At 66.7% G+C, this 17,304-nt stretch carries 16 protein-coding genes; 3 read left to right on the top strand and 13 right to left on the bottom strand.

All coding sequences use genetic code 11. The features are described from left to right. Positions 1–34 precede the first annotated feature (34 nt). The 10 genes from J4G12_03655 to rpmE form a co-directional block, all read right to left on the bottom strand. A complete protein-coding gene (locus J4G12_03655) occupies positions 35–1,300 on the bottom strand; it encodes a coproporphyrinogen III oxidase family protein (GenBank protein ID MCE2454901.1) in 1,266 nt (421 codons plus the stop codon). Continuing rightward, positions 1,297–2,403: a DNA-processing protein DprA gene (gene dprA / locus J4G12_03650; GenBank protein MCE2454900.1), complete on the bottom strand. Its 1,107-nt coding sequence runs from the start codon at positions 2,401–2,403 to the stop codon at positions 1,297–1,299. Before dprA ends, J4G12_03655 begins: the two co-directional genes overlap by 4 nt. Then, the gene (gene obgE, locus J4G12_03645) at positions 2,400–3,413 is read right to left on the bottom strand and encodes a GTPase ObgE (protein ID MCE2454899.1); all 1,014 of its coding nucleotides are present in this window, start codon (positions 3,411–3,413) and stop codon (positions 2,400–2,402) included. Before obgE ends, dprA begins: the two co-directional genes overlap by 4 nt. Then, positions 3,406–4,437, bottom strand: a complete 1,032-nt coding sequence (locus tag J4G12_03640; GenBank protein ID MCE2454898.1) for an asparaginase — start codon at positions 4,435–4,437, stop codon at positions 3,406–3,408. The genes obgE and J4G12_03640 overlap by 8 nt, the downstream gene beginning before the upstream one ends. Before the next feature lie 92 nt (positions 4,438–4,529). Then, entirely contained in the window at positions 4,530–6,200 is a 1,671-nt protein-coding gene (locus J4G12_03635; GenBank protein MCE2454897.1) for a S41 family peptidase, read from the bottom strand. 1 nt (position 6,201) lies between these two features. Continuing rightward, a complete protein-coding gene (tmk, locus tag J4G12_03630) occupies positions 6,202–6,879 on the bottom strand; it encodes a dTMP kinase (protein ID MCE2454896.1) in 678 nt (225 codons plus the stop codon). Positions 6,880–6,954: 75 nt separating this feature from the next. Further along, on the bottom strand, positions 6,955–8,274 hold the full coding sequence (locus tag J4G12_03625; protein ID MCE2454895.1) for an inositol-3-phosphate synthase: 1,320 nt from the start codon (positions 8,272–8,274) through the stop codon (positions 6,955–6,957). Positions 8,275–8,281: 7 nt separating this feature from the next. Beyond that, positions 8,282–9,265, bottom strand: coding sequence for a peptide chain release factor N(5)-glutamine methyltransferase (gene prmC / locus J4G12_03620; protein ID MCE2454894.1), 984 nt, complete (start codon positions 9,263–9,265; stop codon positions 8,282–8,284). Beyond that, entirely contained in the window at positions 9,262–10,359 is a 1,098-nt protein-coding gene (gene prfA / locus J4G12_03615) for a peptide chain release factor 1 (protein ID MCE2454893.1), read from the bottom strand. The genes prmC and prfA overlap by 4 nt, the downstream gene beginning before the upstream one ends. 22 nt (positions 10,360–10,381) lie before the next feature. Then, positions 10,382–10,591, bottom strand: coding sequence for a 50S ribosomal protein L31 (rpmE, locus tag J4G12_03610; protein ID MCE2454892.1), 210 nt, complete (start codon positions 10,589–10,591; stop codon positions 10,382–10,384). Between the two features lie 239 nt (positions 10,592–10,830). Between rpmE and J4G12_03605 the strand changes: the two genes are divergently transcribed. Beyond that, the gene (locus tag J4G12_03605) at positions 10,831–11,259 is read left to right on the top strand and encodes a hypothetical protein (protein ID MCE2454891.1); all 429 of its coding nucleotides are present in this window, start codon (positions 10,831–10,833) and stop codon (positions 11,257–11,259) included. A gap of 49 nt (positions 11,260–11,308) precedes the next feature. Here J4G12_03605 and J4G12_03600 read toward each other — a convergent pair whose 3' ends face one another. After that, the gene (locus tag J4G12_03600; protein MCE2454890.1) at positions 11,309–11,590 is read right to left on the bottom strand and encodes a hypothetical protein; all 282 of its coding nucleotides are present in this window, start codon (positions 11,588–11,590) and stop codon (positions 11,309–11,311) included. Positions 11,591–11,785: 195 nt separating this feature from the next. Here J4G12_03600 and J4G12_03595 point away from each other — a divergent pair, with 195 nt between their 5' ends. Both J4G12_03595 and J4G12_03590 read left to right on the top strand, forming a co-directional pair. After that, positions 11,786–12,775: an NTP transferase domain-containing protein gene (locus J4G12_03595; GenBank protein MCE2454889.1), complete on the top strand. Its 990-nt coding sequence runs from the start codon at positions 11,786–11,788 to the stop codon at positions 12,773–12,775. Beyond that, positions 12,775–14,580, top strand: coding sequence for a Na+:solute symporter (locus tag J4G12_03590; protein ID MCE2454888.1), 1,806 nt, complete (start codon positions 12,775–12,777; stop codon positions 14,578–14,580). The genes J4G12_03595 and J4G12_03590 overlap by 1 nt, the downstream gene beginning before the upstream one ends. Positions 14,581–14,597: 17 nt before the next feature. On the opposite strand, the gene J4G12_03585 is transcribed toward J4G12_03590, so the two are convergent. Both J4G12_03585 and J4G12_03580 read right to left on the bottom strand, forming a co-directional pair. Beyond that, positions 14,598–16,796, bottom strand: a complete 2,199-nt coding sequence (locus tag J4G12_03585; protein MCE2454887.1) for a S9 family peptidase — start codon at positions 16,794–16,796, stop codon at positions 14,598–14,600. A gap of 195 nt (positions 16,797–16,991) precedes the next feature. Continuing rightward, a partial coding sequence (locus tag J4G12_03580) for a hypothetical protein (GenBank protein ID MCE2454886.1) occupies positions 16,992–17,304 on the bottom strand: 313 nt, incomplete at its 5' end.

The raw sequence follows: 17,304 nt of genomic DNA, 5'->3' as shown, positions 1-17,304 counted from the left end.
ATATGGCTCTGCGGCACGCGGCTGTCCGCTCGACCTACCGCAGGAGTTCGGCGAGTTCGACAGCGAGCGAATCCAGCAGGAGCCAGCCCTTGGGAGTCAGCCGCACGCGTCCCGCCCCTACAACCGCCCGGTCGTGTCGCTGCCAGCGCCGGATCAGTTGCCGGGCGCTCTCTCGGGCCGCACCGTCCCCTGCCCGTTCCAGTTCGAGCCCGCGCCGGGTACGAAGAGCAAGCCAGACCCGCTCCAACCTCTCCGCATCCGGAGTCAGAAGCTCGCGTCCCGCCTCCGGGAGATCCCCTCCGATCGCTCGGCGGTGGTATTCCTCCCAGTCCGGTTCGTTCCAGCGCCGCAGCGGATGGGCGTAGGAGTGGGCGCCGTTGCCGATGCCGAGGTAAGGGCTTCCCAGCCAGCAGGCCGAGTTGTGACGACTCTGCCGTCCCTCGAGCGCGAAGTTGGAGAGTTCGTAGTGATCGTAGCCGGCCCTAGCCAGCGTCTCCGCCGCCTCCAGATACTCCTCCCGATAGCGCTCTTCGTCAGCTACGGCCTCCTTTCCTTCAGCTACCGCGCGTCCGAGCGGAGTTCGCTCCTCCACAGTAAGTCCGTAGAGGCTGACGTGCTCGGGTTCGAGCGCCAGCGCCTTGTCGAGGTCTCGGGTCCAGTCGCGCCCGAGCCTTCGGGGCAGCCCGAACATGAGGTCGATGCTCACGTTGTCGAAGCCCGCATCACGAGCGGCGGAGAGAGCCCGAGCGCCGCCCTCCGATCCGTGGAGCCGTCCCATCCAGCGCAGCGTCGGTTCGTGGAAGGACTGCTGCCCCAGCGATAGACGGTTGACCCCCGCTCGTCGCCAGGCTTCCGCCAACTCCAGGTCGAAGCTCTCCGGATTCGCCTCGCCGGTCCACTCCAGATCGGGGTCTTCGAACCGAGTCTCGCCCAGCAAGCTCCTGAGGGCGTTCATGGACTCGGGGCCCAGGAGCGATGGTGTGCCGCCGCCGACGTAGAGCGTTCTCAACCGAGGCGCGAGCGCGAAGACGCCCTCGCGTCGGGTGGAGGCGAGCTCACCCGCGAGAGCTGCCAGCCAAGCCCGAGTCCCGCCGCCCGGACCGGGAGTCGCGGAATCGTCTCCGGACCTCGGTCCGGCGCCGGACGGCTCCGGATCGACGTGAACCGCGAAGTCGCAGTAGAAGCAGCGGCGTGCGCAAAAAGGGGCGTGAACGTAGAGGTGGCGGACGGGCGGTCCGTGGATGGCGTGAGAGGCTCGACCACGGGTCTCCTGGGTGGCGGCGACCGCCGGCTCCGTCACCTGCTGCGGCGGAATTGCGCCCCCGGGCAGCTCTCCACCAACCCATCCACCTCGAGCGTCGCCAGCACGCACAGGGTCCGGGGCACGTCCTCGGGACCGGAGGCGAGCTCGTCCACCGAAACCGGCTCGGAACCGAGTCGGGCGAAGAGCGCCGCCTCTTCGGGCGGAAGCGCCGGCTCCTCGGGACGCGCGGGCCCGCCGCAGGTTCGGGTGATGAACTCGTCGATCGACTCGAGCCGGGTAGCGCCCTCGGCGATCAGCGCCCGGCCGCCCAGCCACCCCGAAGCCCCGGCCGGACCTGGCGCCACCCAGACGTCCTTGCCCTGCCGGAGCGCATGCTCCACCGTGATCATGGCCCCGCTCTTCCGCCCCGCCTCAACCACCACCACGACCTCGGAAAGGGCCGCGATTATGCGATTGCGACGGGGAAAGTGGTGGGGTGCGGCTCCTTCTCCGGGAGCGAACTCGGACACAAGGGCTCCCTCCTTCGCGATCTTCCTGAAGATGCGCAGGTTCATCCGCGGATACGCGACATCCACGCCGCATCCGAGCACGGCTACGGTCGGACCGCCCGCAGCGAGCGCACCTCGGTGGGCGGCCGCGTCGATTCCACGAGCAAGTCCGCTGACCACCGGCCGGCCGCAGGCGGCGATCGCCCCGGCAAGCCGACGGGAGAGGTCGCGCCCGGTTTCGGTCGCGAGTCTCGAGCCCACGATGGCTATGCCCGGTCGTTCGACGATTTCCGGACGGCCCCTGAGAAAGATCGCCGCCGGCGGCGTATCCGCCGCCTCGAGGCCAGGCGGGAAGCCCGGCGAACCTCGGAGTCGTACCGTCGCTCCGGACCGCCTTATCCTCGTCAAACCCTCCTCGGCGCGGGCAAGGTTCTCCGAACTGGTGCGCAGGTCGCGACCGGAGAAGCGAGGACCGGCGACGCGGTGGAAGCTTCGCCAGTCGGCGGCCAGGGCCGCTCCGGCCGACCCGAAACGCCGGATCAGCCTGTTCAAGACGACCGGACCGACCTTGGGGAGCCCCATGAGTATCAGCAGCGCCCGTATCTCGCCGGCGTCGAGGTCATGGGAGCCGGCTTCGGTACCCTGGGTCACCGGGTATCTCCCTGGTCGGTGGAGTTGGAGCATCGCCACAGCGCTTCCAGCGTCTCGTCGAGACCTTTCCGGGTCACGGCGGAGACGACGAGCACGTGCTTGGCGCCCCGACCGGCGAGCTCCGGCGCGACCCGGTCTCCAAGGAGGTCGGACTTGGTAAGGAGCACCACGAAGGGGACCTCGAGGAGTTCAGGCAGATGCGCACCCAGCTCCGCCCTCAGCCTATCCAGCTCGGACTGCGGGTCCTCCGCGTCCACCGGCACTGTGAGCGCCAGTGCGCGGGTCCGCTCGATATGGCGCAGGAACTGGTGACCGAGGCCGCGTCCTTCGTGCGCGCCTTCGATTATGCCCGGCACGTCGGCGATCACGAGGGAGCGAAAGCCGGGAAGGGCCGCGACTCCCAGATTCGGCTCCAGGGTGGTGAACGGATAGTCGGCCACCTTGGGGCGGGCGTCGGAGACCGCGGAAAGGAGCGTGGACTTGCCGGCGTTGGGTGGGCCGACGAGTCCCACGTCCGCCATGAGCGAGAGTTCGATGCGCAGACGGCGGCTCTCGCCTTCCTCACCGGGCTCCCAGCGCCGGGGAGCCTGGCGGGACGGTGTGACGAAATGGGTGTTTCCGCGTCCCCCCCGGCCGCCGCGCGCCACCACCAGTTCCTCGCCCTCCGTCAGGAGCTCGCCGAGCTGCTCGCCGGTGTCGGCATCGAAGATCGCCGAGCCAAGCGGCACGCGCACCACGCAGTCGGCTCCGCTCCGGCCCGTTCGGTTCTTGCCCTCCCCATGGCCGCCTCTGCCGGCGCGATAGTGGCGCCGGTATGTGCAGTCGAGAAGCGTCGAGAGCTGGACGTCGCCCTGGAAGACGACATCGCCGCCGCGTCCGCCGTCTCCTCCGGCCGGTCCGCCCCGGGGCACACCTTTCTCTCGCCGGAAGGCATCCGACCCCGATCCGCCGGTTCCGGCGATCACCTCGACGACCGCGCGATCGACGAAGGCGGCGGCAGGCTTACGCACGACGGGCCGGTGCTCCGAGTTTCGCGGTCAGGCACGGTCCGCGCATCCGTAGGAAGCCTACCTCCTCACCCCTCGAGTTCGACACCCGCGGCCGGGCATGGTCCGCCAGAGCCGCGAGCATCTGCTCGTCGAGCGCTCCCAATTCGGCGAGCAGGGCGACCACGGCGACGTTGGCTGCGCGCCAGGCCCCGTCGGCCACCTTGAGGGCGAAGCCGACGCCTTCTTCGGGCAGGCCTCCCACGAAGACGCCTTCAGCTCCGACTTTCACGAAGGTCAGCCCGCCCGCGCGGGCCATCACGTCGGTGCAGGTTCGCCCGCTTCCTCCGACCATGAAGGGGTGGTCGATCATGGCGTGGATGACCCGAGCGGCGGCTTCGCCTTTCCGTGCGGCGTCTCCGAGCCGAGCCATGGCGGTGGCCAAAGCGCGCAGGGGGCCGCCGAAGCACTGAACTCCGCAGCCGTCCACGGCTGTCACCAGATCCTGGGGATCCAGACCCGTCCAGCGGGCGACCTCCCTGTGCATCCGCCTCTGAACCGGATGCGCGGGCCGGTGATAGGCTTCCGTTTGCCAGCCCATCGCGCTCGCCAGCGCAAGCATGCCGGCGTGCTTGCCGGAGCAATTGTGATGGATGGGAAGCGGACCGCCTTCGGGAGACATGCTTGCACAGCCGGTTCCGCTCGCCGGGCGGAGCGGGCGTTCGGCGCCGCAGCGGAGTGCCTCCTCCCCCACGCCGGCGCGGCGCAGTATCGAGCGCACGGCCTCGAGGTGGGCCGGTTCGGCGCCGTGCGAGGCGCAGCAGACGGCCAGCTCCTCATCGGTCAGACCGAGATCGTCGACGACTCCATCCTCGACGAGCGGAAGAGCCTGGATAGGTTTGGCTGCGGAACGAAAGTGAGTGGGCCGGTCGGGATCTCCCGCGCTCGCCACGAGACCTCCGCGCACATCGACGACGGCTGCATGAACGGCGTGGCTCGACTCCACGAGCCCGCCCCGAACCATCTCCACGAAAGCTGCAGCGGTCATGACTGAACGTTAACGGTTCGGATGGGGCGTTTGGATGGCGAAACGGGACTTCGACTATCCGAATCCCATCGGAGAAGCGGCCCAAACAGGCGTCAGCCGCTTTCCGCGAGGATGTCGAGGGCGGCGGCGAGCTGCCTGTCGAATTCCATGACCTGGAGCAGGGCGCCCTTGTCGCCGAAGGCCTGCTGGGCGATCTCGCGCTCCAGTCCGTAGCGGAAGAACCGACGCGCGCCCGAGACGGTTACGAGATCGATGGTCTCATCCAGCTCCACCAGGCGGGCGACGAATTCATCGAGATCTTCCTCGCTCAGGTCGAAGCCGACCTCGAGGCCGGGGTTGTCGCGCACGTACGTCACCGCGAAATCGAAGCTCTCCGCAGCGTACCTCCCTCCCAGCAGCGCTATCTCGCGCAGGCCTTTCTCCTCGTCGGGAAGGAGCAGCTCCGGGAGGACGAAGCGATCGGGCACAACTCCGCCGCCACCGTAGAGCATCCTCCCGGACGTCGACTCGAACCGTGGACGTCCGGCCGTATCCACCGGGGCGACCCGGCGTCCACCGATGGTAAGCCGCTCCGTCCATCCGCCGTCGTCCTCGGCGACCTGGTCCTCGGGTGCGTCACCTATCTCCGTCTCCGCCGCGTCCCCACCTGCGGTCTCGGCTTCGTCGAAGAAACGGGAGATGGAGCGGCCAGCCGGAGTATACCAGCTCGCCGTCGTCAGCCTGAGCGCGTCTCCCTGCGGAAACGAGTAGTAGGTCTGGACGGATCCCTTGCCGAAAGTGGTCTCGCCGAGAACGAGCGCCCGGTCGTGATCCTGCAGGGCCCCGGCGAGAATCTCCGAAGCCGACGCGCTCGACCCGTTCACGAGTACGACCATGGGAAGCTCCGGGTACCGGTCTCGGGAAGTGGCGGCGTAAGTCACGTTCCCGCGCCCGTTCCTCGCCCGAGTCTCCACCACGCCCAGCCCTTCGTCCAGGAAGAGGTCCGTGGCCTTCACCCCTTCGTTCAGGAGTCCGCCGGGGTTGTCGCGCAGGTCGAGCACCAGCCCTTTCAGGCCGGGAAGTCCGCTGTCCCGGGCGGCTGCGGCGAGGGAGTCGATCGCCTCTCCGATTTCCCTGGTTGCGGTCTCGCGGAAGGTCTCGAGAGGGACGTAGGCGATTCCGTCGAGGAGCAGACCGAAAGGCACCGCCCTGAGCCTGATGGTCGCGCGTTCGATTTCGAAGTCGATCGGATGTTCGATGCCCGGACGAAGCATTCTCACGTGCACGCTCGAACCCGGCCTGCCGCGCAGCAGAATAGCGGTCTGTTCCGTTCTCAACGTATCGGCCCGGATGCCGTCGATCTCGAAAAAGGAATCGCCCTCCCTGATTCCGGCGCGATGCCCGGGAGTGCCCGGGATGGTGTGGACGACCGTGACGCCGGCCGCGCGGTTCACGATCTCCAGCCCGAGTCCGCCGTAGTCCCCTTCGGTCTGGATGCGCATGTTCTCGTAAGCGCGCGCCGGGACATAGGAGGAGTACGGGTCGTCCAGCTCGCCGAGCAGGGCCTCGATCGCCGCCCGGTAGAGGAGCTCGGTGTCCACCTCGCCGACGAAATCCTCCTCGACACGCTCCACCACCGCCCGGAAGAGCTGTTCGCCCGGGTTCCGTTCTTCGGCCCTGCCGATCCCCATTTGGAGAAGCCAGGTACCTACGAGCACCGCGAGAGCGATGGCGAGGTAGACCCTCACGCGGAGGACGAGACCGAGGATTCCGTTCTTTGCCATCTTAAAACCTACCCCCCTTGCGGCTTGGTGTGTACCCGTTCGGCCGTCCGGGAGCTCGGGGATCTCGCGTGCCGCCGCGCAATCGCGCATCGACCAGCCTCCTGACGGCATCGTGAACCTCGGCCTCGGTGCCCGACCCGTCCACCATGGCGACGTGAGGCGCGGAACGGACGAGCCTCCGGTATCCGTCGCTCACGGCAGCCATGAATTCCTCACCGGCTCTTTCGATGCGGTCCCGCCCTCCGCCGGCTCGTTCCATACGGCTGCGGGCGACCTCTCGGGGCAGGTCGATGACGACGTAGAGATCGGGTTCCAGTCCGCCGGTCGCGATCTCCAACCCCGCTCGAACCACGCCGAGATCGATCCCGCGCCCGTATCCCTGGTAGGCTAGGGTCGAAAGCGAGAAGCGGTCGGCGATGAGCGCCATGCCCGACTCGAGCGTGGGGCGGGCGATCCGGGTCACGAACTCGGATCGCGAGGCCAGAATCATGAAGAGCTCGGTGAGTCGATCCATGTCGAGCCCGCTGAGAACGAGCTCGCGGACGGCCTCACCAGTCTTCGTTCCCCCGGGCTCCCTGGCGAGCACGTGCTCGATCCCTTGCGCGTCCATCCATTCCGAGAGCAGCCGGGCCTGAGTGCTCTTGCCGCAGCCCTCGCCCCCCTCGATAGCTATGAACACGAGCCGGGCCCTACATCCGAACGCATATCCGCATGCGCCGCCGCGTTCGCGTCTTCGCGGTGTGTCACGGCCCGGTTACTCGTCGTAGTACTCGCGCCCGAGGTGCGTGATCATCTCCTCGCCCATCATCCAGCGCAGAGTGTTCTTGAGCTTGCGATGCTGGATGAAGATGTCGTGCTCCGGATAGAGACCGGGAGCGGTCTGGGGGCTCTTGAAGTAGAAGGAGAGCCACTCCTGGATTCCCGAGAGACCGGCGCGGCTCGCAAGGTCGAGGAAGAGCGCGAGGTCGAGAACGATGGGCGCGGCCAGGATCGAATCCCGGCATAGGAAATCGACCTTGATCTGCATGGGATAGCCCATCCATCCGAAAATGTCGATGTTGTCCCAACCTTCCTTGTTGTCGCCGCGCGGCGGATAGTAGTTGATCCGCACCTTGTGGTACATCTCGCCGTAGAGCTCCGGATAATGGTCCGGCTGGAGAATGTGCTCGAGCACGCCGAGCTTGGAGACCTCCTTGGTCTTGAAGGACTCGGGGTCGTCGAGGACCTCGCCGTCGCGATTTCCGAGGATGTTGGTGCTGAACCAGCCCGAGAGCCCGAGCATGCGGGCCTTGAAGCCCGGAGCCAGGATCGTCTTCATCAGTGTCTGGCCGGTCTTGAAGTCCTTGCCGGCGATCGGCACGGCCCGTTCTCTCGCCAGATCCTCCAATGCGGAGAAGTCCGCCGACAGATTGGGCGCCCCGTTGGCGTAGGGAACGCCCTCCTTGAGCGCCGCCCAAGCGTAGAGCTGGCTCGGCGCGATTCCGGGATCACCGTCTTCCATTCCCTTTTCGAAGCTCTCGACGGTCTCGTGCACCGGCCCGGGACGCACGTAGACCTCAGTGGACCCGCACCAGATCATGACTAGGCGATCGGCCCCGCTCTCCCGCTTGAAACGTCGAATGTCGGCGCGCAGCTCTTCTGCGAGCTCGCGCTTGTTGGTCGGCTTCTTGGTGTTTTCGCCTTCCAGCTTCTTGACGTAGGCCGGGTCGAAGGCCGCCGGCATCGGCCTGATCGAGCTCAGGAATTCCCGGATCGGATCGAGATGTCTCTCCGCATGGAGAACTCCGGCGTTCAGGGCGCTGGCGTAACCGTCGTCGGCGATGGGATCCCATGCCCCGAAGACAAGGTCTTCGAGCCCCGAGAGCGGAACGAAATCGCGAATGAGCGGGGAATGATCGGCGGTGCGCCTGCCTAACCTGATCGTGTTCAGTTGCGTCAGGCTGCCGATGGGAGACGCGAGCCCTCTCCGAGCGGCTTCCACGCCTGCGACGAAGGTGGTGGCCACGGCGCCGAATCCCGGCAGGAGCACGCCGAGCCTGCCGGTGGCGGGGGTGATGTCTCTGGGTTGATACACGGTCGTCTCAGGTAGGCTGTTGGGTGAAGCTCCCGGCGGGCCGCGCCCGGCCGAGAACGAAGCGTTCCCGTCTGGTCAGGTCGGGACAGACGCGGGCTGCGGCGAAGGTCGGGTCGGACTCGATCAGGTCGCGCACGGCGCCGGCCTGACCGTAACCGACTTCCAAGGCGAGAAGACCGCCCGGCGCGAGCCAGCCGGAGGCCTCCGAAACGATCTCCCGGATCTGGCGAAGTCCGTCCGCACCTCCGTCGAGGGCGCGTCGAGGCTCCCAGTCCCTCACCTCCGGTGCCAGGTCTTCGATTTCCGCTGACGGAATATAGGGAGGATTGGACACGATGACGTCGAAACGCTCTCCCGGACGCAGCGGTTCGTAGCTCCGTCCGCACCGGAATTCGATCACGGGCGCGTCGGTCGTCTCCTCGAGTCCGCAGAGGCGGGCGTTCGCCGCCGCAACCGAAACGGCCTCGGGAGATATGTCGGTTCCCAGAACTCTGCGGAAGGGTCCTTCGCGTGCGAGAGCAATGGCCATCGCCCCCGACCCGGTCCCTATTTCCAGGAGGTCGAGCCCGGCGTCGTCGACGGACTCGGCTCCGGTCCCACCGGCTGATGCGGTGGGAGGGTGCTGCGGTCCGTAGCGACGTTCGGACCAGTCCAGCACCTCGCCCGCGAGGATCTCGGTCTCCGGTCTGGGGATGAATACGCGTCGATCCACCGGAACCTCGAACTCTCGAAACGCGGCGCTCCCGGTGATGTACTGGAGCGGCTCGCGCCGGGCCCGCCTGCGAACGCACTCGCGAAAGCCGGAGAGCTCCGCAGGGGTGACCGGACGGTCGAACTGGAGGTAGAGATCGAGACGGTTTATCCCGAGAACGCTCGCAAGGAGCAGTTCGGCATCCAAGACGCCCCTTTCCACTCCCTGCTCCTCCAGGTAGGAGCCGGCTCGCCTGGCCAGGTCCATCCCGCTCCATGCCTGGCGAGATGCCACGGTCACGATCGCTCGTCGTTCAGCAGTTCCCGCTGTCGGGTGACCCAGAGGGCCGAGACGAGCTCGTCCAAATCACCCGCGAGTATCTCGGTGAGCCGATAGAGGGTGAGTCCGATGCGGTGGTCGGTCACCCTTCCTTGCGGGAAATTGTAGGTGCGTATCTTGGCGGACCGATCTCCCGTGCCGACCTGGAGCTGCCTCTCGCGGGAGCGTTTCGCCTCTCGCTCGGCGATGGCGCGGTCGAGGAGGCGCGAGCGCAGAACCTTCATGGCGCTCGCACGGTTCTTGTGCTGGGACTTCTCGTCCTGGCAGGTGACCACGAGCCCTGACGGGACGTGGGTGATGCGCACCGCCGAGTCGGTGGTGTTCACCGACTGCCCACCCGGACCGGACGAACGGAAGACGTCGATGCGGAGATCTCCCGGGGCGATCTCAAGATCGATCTCCTCGGCTTCGGGCAGGACCGCCACTGTCGCTGCGGAGGTGTGGATGCGTCCTTGGCTCTCGGTGGAGGGCACGCGCTGCACCCTGTGCACTCCCGACTCCGAACGGAGGCGTCCGAACGCGCCCTTGCCCCTGACCGCGAAGACGGCTTCCCTGACAGACCCAGGCACGCCCTCCGAGAGCGACATGAGTTCCAATCTCCAGGCCATCCGTTCGGCGTACTGCCGATACATGCGCATGAGATCTCCGGCGAAGAGGCCGGCCTCGTCGCCGCCCGTGCCCGCCCTGAGCTCCACGACGGCGTCGCGGGCGTCCAACGGGTCAGGCGGAGCTATGCGCTCCCGGGCGGTCTCGGCCAGCTCGTCGAGCAACGCTTCCAGCCGGACCGTCTCCTCGGTCGCGAGCTCCCGCATGTCGGCATCGTCGCTTTCGACCTTGAGCGACCGGGCCTCGACAAGCTCTTCGCACGCCGCTTCCATCTCCCGTCCCACAGAGACGATTCCCTCCAAGCGGGCGCGCTCCCTCCCAAGCTCGCGCAATCGGCTGGGTTCGGCGAGGACGGCGCCGCTTGCCAGCTCCTGGTCGACGAGCGAGAGGCGTTCGGCGGCTTCGGTCAGGCGGGCTACCAGTCCAGGTTCGACATCGGGCAGCCTCATGCAACCGATTTGTCCAGCCTTCTCAACCTCCGCCGGCTCCGGCGTACCTCTTGTGGAACCGATCGATGCGGCCGGCCGTGTCCACGAGCCGCTGCTTGCCGGTGTAAAACGGGTGGCAAGCCGAACAAATGTCGAGCCTGATCTCCGGCACGGTCGCCATGGTGGTGAAGCTGACGCCGCAGCCGCAGGATACCTTGGCTTCCATGTACTTGGGATGAATGCCGGTTTTCATGTCAAAGCGCTCCGGATACCGCAGCCGTGGCGGGTCGCGGGTGTGTCGGTTTTTTTGTCTTTACAGCCGTTAAAAATAACGTGGATGGCTGACGGGCGGGCGGTGTCGGCATCCGGGCAGGACGCTGCGCTCGGGGTCGCGCCGAGAAAGACAGGCTTCGCCTTTACTTTCTTCGCCTTAGGGCGTATCTTATCCACCGCTCAGCATCGTTCCCCAACCACCGTACGGGAGTCGGCCGCATGTCGGAGAACCCAACCAACGTTCGCGTCATTCTACGCTGGATCCAGATCAAGGACAACAAGGAGGCCCCTTGGGACGAGGAGGGCGAATTCCGCTTCCGCTCCCGGGTCACGACGATGGGGAACATCGAAGAAGAGACCTTCCCCGAAAAGGGTCACTGGGTGATCTCCGACCATCCGCGGCGTAACAAGATCGAGAAGCTGGATCGGGTGCTTTTCGACGGCCCCGTGGGCGACACTCTCTCGGTGGAGCTCTTCGGAATCGAGATCGACCGTTTCAGCAAGGACGACCACCTGGAGCACTACCATCGGGAGTACTCGGGTCCGGCTTCGAGCTGGATCGGTCGTCACCAGCCCAGCGACGAGGGAAGCGACGACCCCGAAAACATGTCAGACTGGCGGATCTGCTACGACATCGAGGCGGTCTGACGAGACCTCGAGGCAGGTGATCGGCCTGAACGGACCGATCCGCGGCCTGCTAGATGGAGTGTGACGACCTTCGGCCGGCTGATGGCAGATGATTCTGGTCGGCTGGTTCCGGTTCCGCGATCTGGTCGGTCGGACACCTGCGGAGGTCGCGGCCGATTTCGACGTACTCGCCCTCCGGGCTGCGGGCGTCGATCTTCTCGGCGGGGAGCTCGCCGGAGTAAAGATGGGTAGTGAAGGCAAGCGCCGCCACCATCAGCGGAACCCCCATCGCCGGTGCCAAGAGAGCTATCCACCAAGGTCCTTCCGTGTTCTTGCCGCTGGTCCTGACCATTTCCCGCTCCCGTTCTGAGCTCTGATTCGTGTTTCCGGTTGACGCTCGTTCGACCTCTTTGAGCGACCCGGGCGTGTTTCGGTTGCCCGGCTCTCTGTATAGCAATCTTCGTGCCACCTTGAACGCGCCGGGTTCGGCACACCTCAAGGCCGCTCCCGGGCAGGCCGCGCTCACGCTCGCATCTCCATCCCGCCAATGACTCCATCCGCCCCCGTCTCGATGGTGGTGCTAGCCGCCGGCCTCTCGACCCGTTACGGACGCCTCAAGCAGCTCGACCCGCTGGGTCCCGGCGGTGAGTCGATCATGGACTACAACGTCTTCGACGCGGTTCGCGCCGGCTTCAGCCACATCGTCTACGTGATCCGGCCCGAGATCGATGAAGCGATCCGCCGACATGTCCACGAGGTCGTGGGCGACGCGGCGACGGTGGACTTCGTTCACCAGGGTCTCGACGATCTCCCGCAGGGTTACGCGGCGCCGGCGGACCGTTCCCGACCGTGGGGTACCGCGCACGCGACGCTCTGCGCCGCCGAGGTGATCGACGGGTCCTTCGGGGTATGCAACGCCGACGACCTCTACGGCCCGCAGGCCATGCGGACCCTCCACGACCAGCTCGTCCGCGACGACGGAACCGACGCTTCCCTGGTAGGCTATACGCTGGCCGAGACGCTCTCCGGAGTCGGGGGCGTGAGCCGAGGCGTCTGCGTGCTCGGGGCCGACGGGCTGCTGGCCACGGTATCGGAGATGGCCAAGGTGCGTCGGGTGGAGGCGTCGATCATGGCCGTCGCCATGGACGGGACTCCCATGGAGCTTTCCGGTCGCGAGATGGCTTCCATGAACCTCTGGGGCTTCACGGCCCAGGTCGTGGGGCGCTTCAGGCGGCAATTCCGCACCTTCCTGGAATTCTGGGGGAGCGACGTCGAACGCGAGTTCTACCTATCGACGGAAATCAACAGCCAGATCCAGGTGGGCGCGTCCAAGGTTCGGGTGCTGAGCACGGCGGACCGCTGGCTCGGCGTGACGCACCCGGAGGACAGGGAGCGGGCACGGACGGACCTGCTGGGGCGGGTCGAGGCCGGCCAGTATCCCGAAAGTCTGCGCGGAGCGTTCGCCACCATCCACGCGTGCGACACCGACCGCTACGCCGCCAGCACCGAGGACGACGGCAGCAAGGGGGCGCCCTGATGCTGCTCTCGAGTCTCGACTGGATCGTCGTCACCGCTTACGGCACCCTTGCGCTCGCGGCCGGTCTCTATTTCGCGCGCAGGGCAGGCACCGGACGGGGCGAATATTTCCTGGGCGGTCGCTCCATGCCCTGGTGGCTTCTCGGCACTTCCATGGTCGCCACCACCTTCTCCACCGACACCCCCAACCTCGTCACCGACCTGGTCCGTTCGGGCGGGGTGAGCGGAAACTGGGTGTGGTGGGCATTCCTGCTCACCGGCATGTGCACCGTCTTCTTTTACGCTCGGCTTTGGAGGCGGAGCAAGGTCCTGACCGACCTCGGCTTCTACGAGCTCCGCTATTCCGGCCCCCCGGCCGCCTTCCTCCGAGGCTTCCGCGCCGTCTACCTGGGGCTCTTCTTCAACGTCATGATCATGGCGACCGTCACTCTGGCCGCCATCAAGATCGGGGGCGTGCTGCTGGGCGCGTCCAAGCTCGAGGTAGTGCTGATCGCAGGCGCGGTCACGGCGGCGTACGCCGCCGTCTCGGGACTCTGGGGCGTGGTGGTGACCGACCTGCTGCTCTTCGTGGTGGCGATGGCGGGATCGCTCGCGGCCGCCTGGTTCGCTCTCGACGCCGCCCATCTGACGCTGGGCCGGCCCGAAGATGGTGCGCTCACCAGCCTTCTCGCCGCACCGGAGCTCGCCGGCAAGCTCTCGCTCCTGCCCGACTTCTCGGACCTGGGCACCGCCACGGCCATCTTCATCATTCCGATAGCCGTCCAGTGGTGGAGCACCTGGTATCCCGGAGCGGAACCGGGGGGAGGAGGCTACGTCGCCCAGCGCATGCTCGCGGCCCGCGACGAAGGCCACGCCCTCAAGGCGACTCTCTGGTTCAACATCGCCCACTACGCTCTGCGTCCGTGGCCGTGGATCCTCGTCGCGCTCGCCTCCCTGGTGGTCTACCCCAATCTGGAATCGATCCAGGCCGCGTTCCCGGGCGTCGACCCGTCGATCGTCCAGAACGACCTCGCCTACCCCGCCATGCTGGTCTTCCTGCCGGCGGGATTGCTAGGTCTGGTGGTAGCTTCGCTCGCAGCGGCTTACATGTCCACGATCAGCACCCATCTCAACTGGGGTGCGTCCTATTTGGTGGACGACGTTTATCGCCGCTTCATCGCGAAAGACCTGAGCGAACGCTCCTACGTGCTCGCCGCCCGCCTCGCCACCGTTCTCCTGATCGTGCTCGCCGGCGTGATCGCTCTCTGGTTCGAGAGCGCGAGTCAGTCCTTCAGCATCCTGTTGCAGATCGGCGCAGGTACCGGACTCGTCTTCCTATTGCGCTGGTTCTGGTGGCGGATCAACGCATGGAGCGAGATAGCCGCGATGGTCTCCTCTTTCCTGGTCGCACTCTACTTCCAGTTCGTGCAGCCCATGCACGACCTACCTCCCGAGCATTGGCTCCAGGCCGACCACTGGCAGCTCGTGGTTGGCGTGCTCGTCACCTCGCTCTGTTGGGTGACGGTGACCTTCTTCACGCGACCGGCGGACCGGGAGACCCTCAGAAACTTCTACCGGCTCATTCGACCGATGGGCCCTGGGTGGAGAGGAAGCGGAGCCACCGACGGCCTGGGGACGGCACCGCGGGGCGGACCCGCCCGAGCTCTCCTCTCGTGGTTCGTCGCGTGCGTCGTCGTCTACGCCGCGCTCTTCGGGACCGGCAACCTGCTGTACGGCGAGACCCTTGCCGCCGCAGCCTGCTTCGGGGTCGGCGCGCCTGCGGCGTTCCTGCTCTTCCGCATAATGAGGAAGGGCGACCTGGTCTGAGCGACGTGGAGGCCGGCCTACCCGCCCTCCGTCATCCCGAGCATGGTCATGAGGAAGGTGAGCTCCATCGCAGTGTCGGAAATGGCCTTTGGGCGCGATCGCCCGCCGGCGTGGCCTCGGCGCTCGTCGTAGTGGAGGATGACCGGCAGCCCCGACGAGCTGGCGTCCTGCAGCCGCGCCGCCATCTTGCGCGCCTGGAGAGGCGGAACCCGGGTGTCCAGGTCTCCCTGGGTCAGCATCACCGCCGGGTACTCCACCCCGTCCTCGACCGCCTGATACGGCGAATACTCGTGGAGGAAGGCGAACTGTTCGGGATCGGCGGCGTCCCCGTATTCGAGAAGGGCCGGCATGTTGTTGGTCTCGGTGAACGTGTTGAAACGCACCATGTCGAGATCGGGGAGTCCGCAGAGAACTGCCTTGAAGAGATCGGGACGCTGGGTCAGCGCAGCGGCCACGAGGAGTCCGCCGTTGCTGGTGCCGGTGATCGCGAGTCGCTCCGGGTTGGTGTAGCCTTCGGCGATCAGCCACTCGGCGGCGGCGATGAAGTCGTCGAAGACGTTCTGCTTGTTTCCGAGCATGCCGCCCCGGTGCCATCCCTCACCGTATTCGCTTCCGCCGCGCAGCGTCGCCACGGCGAAGACGCCTCCCCGCTCCATCCACGCCGCGGCCCAGGGCCGGAAGCTGGGGGTGATCGCGACATTGAAGCCTCCGTAGCCGTGGAGCAGGACCGGAAGATCGCCGTTCGGCTCGAGGTCGGAGCGACGGGCTATGAACATCGTGGAACGTGTCCCGTCGGCCGAAGGAAAGAAGACCTGTTCGACCAGGTAGTCGCGGCTCTCGAAGGACACCGACGGCTCCTCGACGAGTTCTTCGACCAGCGTGGCGAGATCTACCTCGTACTCGGTGGGAGGCACGTCGAAGCTCTGCAACGTGAGCAGGGCCTTCCCGTCGCCGGACCCGCGGATGGCGGCGCTGTGGTACTGGGGCGTTCGAACCCGACCTACTCGTTGCCAGGGCGCTCCAGGCAAGGGTTCTTCGTAGACGTGAATCTGCGAATTGACATCGGCCAGGTAGGTGACGAAGTAGCGACCTTCGATGTGGGTGTAGGAGCGGAGGAAATTGGTGCCCTCGCCTAGGAGCTCCCGCCAGCGCGACCGATCCGACCATTGCTCCGGGGCGAGATCCATGGGGACGGCCAGTATTCGGTAGTTGCGAGCGCCTAGGTCGGTCCTGAGCAGGAGGCGGCCTTCTTCATGACGCGCGGCGAAGTGCGCCTCCTCGCCTTCGACGACGGTGTGGACCTCTCCCGTCCGCCGGTCCATGACGAAGACGTCGTTGCTCGCCCAGCCGTGCTGGGCGCCGAGCAGGAAGTAGCGTCCGTCCGCGATCTCGCTGACGCTCAGGAAGGTCGTGGGACCGTAGCCATCTCCCCAGATCTCCTCATCGTCGGCGACCGGTGAACCGAGTGCGTGTCGGCGTAGCCGAGGACCGATGCTTCGCGAGCGGTGGATGTAGCGGAAGCCGTCGCCCGCGCGATCGAAGCGCACGCCGGAGTAGAGGGCGCGCGGGAGCGAATCGGGCAGCTCCCTGCGCTCGGCGATGTGGTAGAGGCGAACCGAAACCTCGTCGGCTCCGCCGTCGCGGACGGAGAAGAGCATGTGGCGACCGTCTTTGGACAGGTCGACGATCGATACGCTCACGGCCTCGTCCCCGAAGTCGGCGGGGTCGACGAGCACCTCGTACTCCTGCTCCGGATCGGGCTCTTCGACGTCATCGTCATCGGGCGGAGCGCTGCCGTCGGCCACCACCCCGGACGCCGGTCTGACGTAGATGCGAGCCTGCCCCTCGCCTTTCCGGCGCATGGTGAAGACCTCCTCGTCGCCCGCCCGTCTCGGGGCCCCGATGTCGGGCGTGTCCATGAGCTCGGTCAGTCGTTCGCGGAGCTCTCTTTCGACGGCGGTGTCGGAGACGACGCGGCGAGCATGGGCGTTCTGCTCGGCAATCCAGTCCCGGACCTCGGGGGCGTCCTGGTCTTCCAGCCAGCGGTAGGGGTCGGCGATCTCCACGCCGTGGATGGTGTCGACCACCACATCCCGGTTCGTGCGCGGCGGCGACGGCCATTCCGAGCACCCCAGTCCGAGGGGTACCAGGACGAGGATCGACGCCCATGCCAGCGGGACGGCGGTGCGGCGGTGGGAAATTTCGCTCTCTCTCATTGCCGGATGCGGGCTTGTGTGTGCGGGCTCGTGTCTGCTCCCGGATCGCGGACGGTTAGACGATTTCGTGAGCGACCCGTGGCCAGAACGCCCATTCTCCTAGGTCAATCTCGCGCCCTTCGGCGAGATCGACGGTGATTTCGGCAGTCGCGCCTGAAAAGAGGTCGGCGGGATCGCTTCGCGAATGCGCGAGCTTCAACCCGGCCTGCTACCCTCCCGGCGCTTCGAGGGTGCCGCAATCTGCGCAGACGAGGTGTGGGGGTCAACCGGGCTGGGGGTCCTGACCAGCCTGGGCTCGAGCAGGTGGATGTACGGCACCCCGTCCTCCGTCTCGTCGTAGACGATCACGTAGTTCGAGCCAGGCGCGAACTTTCTCAGGGCCGCGTCCCCGCGATAGCGAGCAACTGTCGCTCCTGTGTCCGGATCCACCAGGTCGATCCAACCGTCCTTGAATTCGTGGTTCGGTCCCCATGGAATCGAAGCCCCCGGCTCTCTCTTCGGGGCTTCC

This window comes from Gemmatimonadota bacterium, assembly GCA_021295815.1.
GTDB lineage: Bacteria > Gemmatimonadota > Gemmatimonadetes > Longimicrobiales > Gaopeijiaceae > JAGWBQ01.
The sequence above is the reverse complement of the archived record's forward strand: the minus strand, read 5'-3'. Positions and strand labels throughout refer to the sequence as shown.